Annotated in this window: 8 protein-coding genes and 1 pseudogene; 2 read left to right on the forward strand and 7 right to left on the reverse strand. The window is 67.2% G+C overall.

Translation table 11 applies throughout. From position 1 onward, the window contains the following. Both TY51_RS19515 and aroC read left to right on the forward strand, forming a co-directional pair. Positions 1 to 734: pseudogene (locus tag TY51_RS19515) on the forward strand (DNA mismatch repair protein MutS); the annotation flags it as partial. Further along, positions 731 to 1,831 (forward strand): chorismate synthase, encoded by a 1,101-nt coding sequence (gene aroC / locus TY51_RS19520; RefSeq protein WP_042252961.1) that lies wholly within the window; start codon positions 731 to 733, stop codon positions 1,829 to 1,831. The pseudogene TY51_RS19515 and the gene aroC, both read left to right, overlap by 4 nt. Here the strand turns inward: aroC and TY51_RS19525 are convergent. From TY51_RS19525 to TY51_RS19555, 7 genes are all read right to left on the reverse strand, one after another. After that, positions 1,819 to 2,697, reverse strand: a complete 879-nt coding sequence (locus TY51_RS19525) for a ribokinase (protein ID WP_042252964.1) — start codon at positions 2,695 to 2,697, stop codon at positions 1,819 to 1,821. The two genes, aroC and TY51_RS19525, sit on opposite strands and share 13 nt — an antisense overlap. Before the next feature lie 114 nt (positions 2,698 to 2,811). Then, positions 2,812 to 3,603: a cytochrome c1 gene (locus tag TY51_RS19530; RefSeq protein ID WP_042252966.1), complete on the reverse strand. Its 792-nt coding sequence runs from the start codon at positions 3,601 to 3,603 to the stop codon at positions 2,812 to 2,814. Positions 3,604 to 3,617: 14 nt separating this feature from the next. Further along, on the reverse strand, positions 3,618 to 4,958 hold the full coding sequence (gene petB, locus TY51_RS19535; RefSeq protein WP_042252969.1) for a cytochrome b: 1,341 nt from the start codon (positions 4,956 to 4,958) through the stop codon (positions 3,618 to 3,620). Between the two features lie 11 nt (positions 4,959 to 4,969). Beyond that, entirely contained in the window at positions 4,970 to 5,533 is a 564-nt protein-coding gene (petA, locus tag TY51_RS19540; protein ID WP_042252971.1) for a ubiquinol-cytochrome c reductase iron-sulfur subunit, read from the reverse strand. Positions 5,534 to 5,711: 178 nt separating this feature from the next. Continuing rightward, on the reverse strand, positions 5,712 to 6,470 hold the full coding sequence (radC, locus tag TY51_RS19545) for a DNA repair protein RadC (protein WP_042252973.1): 759 nt from the start codon (positions 6,468 to 6,470) through the stop codon (positions 5,712 to 5,714). Positions 6,471 to 6,512: 42 nt separating this feature from the next. Continuing rightward, positions 6,513 to 7,676, reverse strand: a complete 1,164-nt coding sequence (dnaJ, locus tag TY51_RS19550) for a molecular chaperone DnaJ (RefSeq protein WP_042252975.1) — start codon at positions 7,674 to 7,676, stop codon at positions 6,513 to 6,515. Positions 7,677 to 7,758: 82 nt separating this feature from the next. Beyond that, on the reverse strand, positions 7,759 to 8,206 hold a 448-nt coding region (locus TY51_RS19555; RefSeq protein ID WP_042252976.1), incomplete at its 5' end, for an Hsp70 family protein.

Raw genomic sequence — 8,206 nt, forward strand, 5'->3', positions numbered from 1 at the left:
GCAAGTCGACCTTCCTGCGCCAGAACGCGCTGATCGCGGTGCTGGCGCAGGCGGGGGCGTTCGTGCCGGCACGCGCGGCGCATATCGGGCTGGTCAGCCAGTTGTTCAGCCGCGTGGGTGCCGCCGACGATCTGGCGCGGGGGCGGTCGACCTTCATGGTCGAGATGGTGGAAACGGCCGCGATCCTGAACCAGGCCGACGACCGTGCGCTGGTCATCCTGGACGAGATCGGCCGTGGCACTTCGACGTGGGACGGCCTGTCCATCGCTTGGGCGGTGATGGAGCATCTGCACGCCGCCAACCGCTGTCGCGCTCTGTTCGCGACGCATTACCACGAGATGACCGCCCTGTCGGCCAAGCTGGACGGGGTCGAGAACGCCACCGTCACCGTGCGCGAATGGCAGGGCGAGGTGATCTTTCTGCACGAGGTCAAGAAGGGCGCGGCCGACCGCAGCTATGGCGTGCAGGTCGCGCGGCTGGCGGGCCTGCCCGCATCGGTGGTGGAGCGTGCCCGCGCCGTGCTGGATGCGCTGGAATCGGGCGAACGGCAGGCGGCGCGCCCTGTGGCGCTGATCGACGATCTGCCGCTGTTCCGTGCCGCGCCGCCGCCCGCGCCCAAGGCCCGCCCGCTGGACGACCGCCTGAAGGCGATCCATCCCGACACGCTCAGCCCGCGCGAGGCGCTGGAGCTGGTCTATGAATTGAAGGCCCTGTCACAGGAGACGCGCCCATGAGCTACAACACCTTCGGCCGCGAATTCCGGTTCACCACCTGGGGCGAAAGCCACGGCCCCGCCTTGGGCGCGACCGTGGACGGCGTGCCGCCGGGCGTGCCGCTGACGGAAGACTATATCCAGCGGTTCATGGACCGCCGCCGCCCCGGTACGTCGAAACACACTACGCAGCGGCGCGAGGCCGACCAGGTGCGCATCCTGTCCGGCGTGTTCGAGGGCGCGACCACCGGCACCGCGATCCAGCTGATGATCGAGAATACCGACCAGCGGTCCAAGGATTACGGCGACATCGCCACCAGCTTTCGCCCCGGCCATGCCGACATCACCTATCACCTGAAATACGGGGTGCGCGATTACCGCGGCGGCGGTCGGTCCAGTGCGCGCGAAACCGCGGCGCGGGTGGCGGCGGGTGCCGTGGCGCAGGCGGTTCTGGGCGCGTTGGTGCCGGACCTGACGATCACCGGTTACATGGTGCAGATGGGGGCGATGCATCTGGACCGCGACCGGTTGGACCTGTCGGCGGTCGACGGCAACCCGTTCTTTTTGCCCGATGCGGACGCGGTGGCGGCCTGGTCGGACTATCTGGACGGCATCCGCAAGGATCAGAACAGCGTCGGCGCCGCGATCGAGGTCTGCGTGCAGGGCTGTCCGCCCGGCTTGGGCGCGCCGGTCTATGCCAAGCTGGACACCGATCTGGCCGCCGCGATGATGTCGATCAACGCCGTGAAGGCTGTCGAGATCGGCGAGGGCATGGGTTCGGCCGCGCTGACCGGCGTGTCGAACGCGGACGAGATCCGCATGGGACCCGACGGGCCGGAGTTCCTGTCGAACCATGCGGGCGGCATCCTGGGCGGTATCTCGACCGGGCAGGACATCGTGGTGCGATTCGCGATCAAGCCGACCAGCTCGATCACCACGCCGCGCCGGTCGATCAATTCGCGCGGAGAGGAGATCGAAGTCATCACCAAGGGCCGTCACGACCCCTGCGTGGGCATCCGCGCCGTGCCGGTGGCCGAGGCGATGGCCGCCTGCGTCCTGCTGGACCACCTGCTGATGGACCGGGCGCAGACCGGCGGCGTGCGTGGTCAGATCGGCTGATCGGCCAGGAACGCGTCGACCTCGGCGCGGGTCGGGATCGCGTCTCCAGCGCCGGCCCGCGTGACCTTGACCGCCGCCGCCGCTGACGCCAGCCGCAAGGCGGCGGGAATGTCCGCGCCGCCATCCAGCGCCGCCGCGAAATAGCCTGCAAAGGTGTCGCCCGCCCCGGTCGTGTCCACCGGGGTCACGCGGAACGACGGCTGGCTGTAGACCTGGGCGGTGGTCAGGTCGCGATACTCGGCACCGTCCGCGCCGCGGGTGATCAGCAACCCCTGCACCGGCAGATCGCCGGGCACGCCCGCGAACAGCTGTTCCGCCTCTCCGGCGTTCATCGCTAGGATGGTGACATGTGGAAGGACCTTGCGCACCGCGTCCAGATCAAAGGGCGCGGCGGAATAGATCACGCGCGCGCCTTGGGCCTGCGCGGCTTGGGCGGCGGCGACCTGGCCGTTCGTCTCGTTCTGGATCAGCAGCGTGTCGGCCGGGGTCAGGGCGGACAGGGTGTCGGTCAGGGATGCTTCGTCGATGGCGCGGTTCGCGCCGGGATGAATGACGATGGCGTTTTCCGCGTCTGCATCCAGCAGAATGATCGCATGCCCCGTGGCCTGATCGTCCAGCCGCGCGACGCCCGCCATGTCGACGCCCGCCTGCGACAGGCGATCCCGCACCCAATCGTCACCGGCCCCCATGGCGCCCAGGTGATGCGTGACCGCCCCCGCGCGGGCCGCGGCGACCGACTGGTTTGCGCCCTTGCCACCCAGCCCTTGGGCATAGGCGCGCGAGGCCAGCGTCTCTCCGGGCCGGGGCAGGCTGTCCAGCCGATAGACGTGGTCGATGTTGATCGAGCCCAGGTTCCAGATTGCCATGACTGCCTCCGCGTTTCGGCCGCCATGTGACCGGGCGGGCATGGCCTTGTCCAGATGTGAAAAGACGCGCCCGTTGCGGGGCGCGTCCTGTCATGTCGGCCTGTCCAAGGGGGATCAGGCGGGCAGCTTGCCCTTGTGGGGTGCCCACAGCCGCTTGTTGACCACATACAGAAGCGCGGTCAGCAGCAGCAGGAACAGCACCGCGACCAGGCCCACGGACTTGCGGTCCATCATCTTGGGCTCGGCGGTCCACATCAGGAAGGCCGCGATGTCCATCGACATCTGGTCCACGGTGGCGGGGGTGCCGTCCTCGTAGGTGACCTGATCGTCGGACAGGGGGGCTGCCATGCTGATCCAGCCGCCAGGGAACGCGCTGTTCCCGTGCAGCAGGGTGCCGGCCTGCTCCTGGTCTTCGCCGGTATAGCTGGTCAGCAGGGCGTGGATGTATTCCGGGCCGCCCATGCCCTTGACCAGCTGGTTGATGCCGGTGCCGTAGGGGCCGTGAAAGCCCGCCCGCGCCTTGGCCATCAACGACAGGTCGGGACCCATGCCATCGCCCGACACGGTCGGGAAATGGTCGGTGACGGTGCGCGGACGCTCCTCGCCGATGGCCTCGTCAAAGACCGGCAGCAGTTCGGCCGCATAGGCGCGGACCTGATCCTCTGGCAGACCCGGGCCGCCCTCATCCGCAAGCGTGCGGATGGCGACGTATGTCAGACCGTGGCAGGCCGAACAGACCTCGGTATAGACCTGCAGGCCGCGCTGCAGCTGGAACTGGTCGTATGCGCCGAACGGACCCTCGTGCGGGAAGGCGACATCCTCGATGTGCCCCCCCTCGCCTGCGGCCATCACCGGTCCGGACAGGCCAAGGGCCGTGACGGCGGCGATCGCAAATGCTTTCAGCATGTTCCTGGGTCCTCTCATTCGGCCGGCTGCGTCAGGCTGGTTCCACCAACCTTGGGCGCGTAGTGTTCGTTGAAGTCTTCCTCGATCGTGGCAGGCATGGGTTCCGGCTTTTCGATCACGCCCAGCAGGGGCAGGATCACCAGGAAGTATGCGAACCAATAGGCCGAGGCTGCCAGCGCGATGTAGGGATAGATCCCCTCGGCCGGCATGGCGCCCACCCACATCAGGATCATGAAGTCCGCGGCCAGCAGCCAGAACCACCACTTGAACTGCGGACGATAGCGGCCCGAGCGCACGCGGCTGGTGTCCAGCCAGGGCGCCAGGCCCATCACGACGATGGCGCCGAACATCGCCAGCACGCCGAAGAACTTGGCGTCGACGATGCCGAAGGTCACGAACTGGACCAGCTGGACCAGCCACACCTCGGCATCAAAGGCGCGCAGGATCGCGTAGAAGGGCAGGAAGTACCATTCCGGCACGATATGCGCGGGCGTCGCCAGGGCGTTCGCCTCGATATAGTTGTCCGGGTGGCCCAGATAGTTGGGCATGAAGCCCACGATCGCGAAGAACACCGCCAGGATCAGCGCCAGCGCGAACAGGTCCTTGATCACGAAATAGGGCCAGAAGGGCAGGGTGTCCTTGGCGGCCTCTTCCTTGCTGGTGCGACGCACCTCGATCCCGGTCGGGTTGTTGTTGCCCGTGGTGTGGAAGGCCCACACGTGGACGATGACCAGGCCCGCGATGATGAACGGCAGCAGGTAGTGCAGCGAGAAGAAGCGGTTCAGCGTCGCGTTGCCGACCGCGGGTCCGCCCAGCAGCCAGGTCTGCAGCGTCTCTCCGACACCGGGGATGGCGCCGAACAGGCCGGTGATCACGGTCGCGCCCCAGAAGGACATCTGACCCCAAGGCAGCACGTATCCCATGAAGGCGGTCGCCATCATCAGGATGTAGATCAGCATGCCGATGATCCAGGTGACCTCGCGCGGGGCCTTGTAGCTGCCGTAGTACAGGCCGCGGAAGATGTGCAGGTACACGGCCACGAAGAACAGCGACGCGCCGTTCATGTGGATATAGCGCAGCATGTAGCCGCCGTTGACGTTGCGCATGATGTGCTCGACGCTGGCGAAGGCCATGTCGACATGCGGGGTATAGTGCATCACTAGGACGATGCCCGTGACGATCTGCAGCACCAGGCAGAAGACCAGCACGATGCCCCAGATCCACATCCAGTTCAGGTTCTTGGGCGTGGGGATCATCAGCGTGTCGTAAAGCACGCCGGCGACGGGCAGGCGGCGGTGCAGCCAGCGTTCGAAGCCCGACTTGGGCTCGTAATGGTCGTGCGGAATTCCGGCCATGATAACCCTCCTTAACCCAGCTGAATGGTGGTGTCGTTCACGAACGACGCCAGCGGAATGTGCATGTTCTGCGGCGCGGGCCCGCGACGGATGCGGCCTGCGGTGTCATAGTGGCTGCCGTGGCAGGGGCAGAACCAGCCGCCGAAATCGCCCGCGCCGTCACCGATGGGCACGCAGCCCAGGTGGGTGCAGACGCCGATCTGGACCAGCCATTCGCCGGTCTCGTCCAGGGCGCGGTTCGCGTCCGTGGCGGGCGATCCGTCGGCCAGGTTGGGGTTCTGCGCGTTCTGGTCGGGCAATTCGTTCAATTCGACCGCGCGGCCGGCCTCGATCTCTTCGGGGGTCCGGCGGCGGATGAACACGGGCTTGCCCAGGAACAGCACGGTGATCTGCGACCCGGCCGCGACGCCGCTGACATCGACCTGGATCGAGGCAAGCGCCTGCACGTCGGCCGAGGGGTTCATCTGATTCACAAGGGTCCAGGCGGCGGCACCGGCGGCCACCGTGCCTGCGCCCGCCGTGGCATAATAGAGGAAATCCCTCCGGGTGCCTACGTGGTCATCTGCGTGGGACACGGGTCATACTCCAATTCGGGCCGTAAATGCAGGCCGATACGACATTCCGGGCCGCGTCCGAAACGCAGCCTTCGCGGGGCGGTTCTAGCCTTCAATTCCTCGTCAGTCCAGATGATAAGCCGTCGCGGCCCGTCGCAAATCGCCGCATCCGGCACAAATGCAGCACCCTTCGTCGCGATCAGAGCAGGCCTTCGGACCGGAACGACAGCTCGCGCGACTTGCCGATGATCAGGTGGTCGTGGATGGTGATTCCCATGCTTTCGGCGGCCTGCCCGATGCGTGCGGTCATGGTGATGTCGCTGTCGGACGGCGTGGGATCGCCCGACGGATGGTTGTGCACCAGGATCAGCGCCGAGGCGTTCAGTTCCAGCGCGCGGCGGATGATCTCTCGCGGATAGACGGGGACGTGGTCGACGGTGCCGCGCGACTGCTCCTCGTCGGCGATCAGGACGTTCTTGCGGTCCAGGTACAGGACGCGGAACTGCTCGATCTCGCGATGGGCCATGGCGGTGTGGCAGTAATCCAGCAGCGATTGCCAGCTGGACAGCACGGGGCGGTGCATGATGCGGGCGCGGGCCATGCGCTGCGCCGCAGCCTCGACGATCTTCAGCTCGGTGATGACGGCGGGGCCGACACCCTCCACCGCCTGCAGGCGGGCGGGCGGCGCGGTGACGACGCGGTTGAAATCGCCGAAGGTCTCGATCAGGCGGCGGGCCAGCGGCTTGACGTCCTGGCGCGGGATGGCGCGAAACAGCACCAGTTCCAGCAGTTCGTAATCGGGCATCGCCGTTGCGCCGCCCTGGATGAACCGTTCGCGCAACCGCGCCCGGTGATCGGCCAGATAGGACGGCGCGGTCTTGGCAGCCGGGACCACGTCATCCGTGGCCGGGCTGAACAGGGGCAGGGGCATTTCGCCAAAGGAACGATTCGGGTCCATGCGGCGAACATGAACCCGAATCGGTAAAGGAACGGTTAACCCCTATCGGGTCATCCCTTCCCAGAACCCCTTCACCTTGTCGAAGAAGCTGTCCGACTGCGGGCTGTTGTCGGCCTTTTCGGCCTCGAACTCTCTCAGCAGCTCGCGCTGGCGGGGGGTCAGGTTGACCGGGGTCTCGACCGTCAGTTCGATCAGCATGTCGCCGAAATCGCCCTGCGCACCGGGGCCATGGCGCAGGGGCGGCATGCCCTTGCCGCGCAGGCGCATCTGACGGCCGGTCTGGCTGCCGGCACCGACCTTGACGCGGGCACGCCCGCCATCAATCGTCGGCACCTCGACCTCGCCGCCCAAGGCGGCTGTGGCCATGCTGACCGGCACCTGGCAGGCCAAAGTCTTGCCGTCGCGCAGGAAGATGGCGTGGTCCTGAACCTCGATGAAGATGTACAGATCCCCGGCCGGACCACCGCGCAGCCCCGCCTCGCCCTCTCCGGCCAGCCGGATGCGGGTGCCGGTCTCGACGCCCGCCGGGATGTTCACCGATAGCGCGCGGTCCCGTTCCATGCGCCCCGCACCGTGGCAGGCCTTGCAGGGATTCTTGACGATCTGGCCCGCGCCGCCGCAGGTCGGGCAGGTGCGTTCGACGGTGAAAAAGCCCTGCTGTGCGCGGACCTTGCCCATGCCCGCACAGGTCGGGCAGGCGGCGGGCTGGGACGCGCCCTCGGCCCCGGTGCCGTCGCATTCGCCGCAGGCGACAGAGCCGCGCACGGTGATCGGTTTCTGCACGCCGACATAGGCGTCCTCCAGGCTGACGCGCAGGTTGTAGCGCAGGTCCTGCCCGCGCTGCGCCCGCGCGCGCCCGCCACCGCCGCCACCGCGACGGCCCATCATGTCGCCGAACAGATCCTCGAACACGTCGGCGAATGCCGCGCCGAAATCGCCCGGATGCTGGCCGCGACCACCGCCGCCGCCACCCATGCCACCCTCGAAGGCGGCATGGCCGAAGCGGTCATAGGCGGCCTTCTTGGTGTCGTCCTTCAGGCAGTCATAGGCCTCGTTCGCTTCCTTGAAGCGGGCCTCGGCCGTCGCATCGTCCTGATTGCGGTCGGGATGCAGCTCTTTGGCCTTGGTGCGGTAGGCCTTCTTGATCTCGTCGGTCGAGGCCCCGCGCGTGACCCCGAGCACTTCGTAGTAACAACGCTTGCTCATGTGTCGTCCTGTTCAGCTGTCCCCATGAAACAGGCCGGCCCGCAGGAAAGGCGGGCGGCCCGGTCAGGGGATGCGGCCCCGATCAGCCGCGCTTCTTGTCGTCGCCCAGATCTTCGAAATCGGCGTCCACGATGTCGTCGTCGACATCACGCGGTGCGTCGCGGTCCGACGGATCGGATTCCTCGGCGCTCTGCTGGTTCTTGTAGATCGCCTCGCCCAGACGCATGGACGCGTCCATAACGTTCTGGATGCCCGACCGGATCTTGCCCGGCTCCTCGGACTTCAGCGATTCCTCCAGCGCGCCGATGGCCAGCTCGATCGCCTCGACGGTCGAGGCGTCGACCTTGTCGCCATGCTCGGCCAGCGACTTGTTGGTCGAGTGGATCAGGCTCTCGGCCTGGTTCTTGGCCTCGACCAACTCGCGGCGGGTCTTGTCGGATTCGGCGTTCGCCTCGGCGTCCTTGACCATCCGCTCGATGTCCTCGTCGGTCAGACCGCCCGAGGCTGCGATGGTGATGGTCTGCTCCTTG

The sequence above is a fragment of the Paracoccus sp. PAMC 22219 genome, assembly GCF_000787695.1.
Taxonomy (GTDB): domain Bacteria; phylum Pseudomonadota; class Alphaproteobacteria; order Rhodobacterales; family Rhodobacteraceae; genus Paracoccus.

Coding starts and splice junctions, on each gene's coding strand:
- aroC (WP_042252961.1), top strand. CDS start 731: ATGAGCTACAACACCTTCGGCCGCGAATTCCGGTTCACCACCTGGGGC.
- TY51_RS19525 (WP_042252964.1), bottom strand. CDS start 2,697: ATGGCAATCTGGAACCTGGGCTCGATCAACATCGACCACGTCTATCGG.
- TY51_RS19530 (WP_042252966.1), bottom strand. CDS start 3,603: ATGCTGAAAGCATTTGCGATCGCCGCCGTCACGGCCCTTGGCCTGTCC.
- petB (WP_042252969.1), bottom strand. CDS start 4,958: ATGGCCGGAATTCCGCACGACCATTACGAGCCCAAGTCGGGCTTCGAA.
- radC (WP_042252973.1), bottom strand. CDS start 6,470: ATGGACCCGAATCGTTCCTTTGGCGAAATGCCCCTGCCCCTGTTCAGC.
- dnaJ (WP_042252975.1), bottom strand. CDS start 7,676: ATGAGCAAGCGTTGTTACTACGAAGTGCTCGGGGTCACGCGCGGGGCC.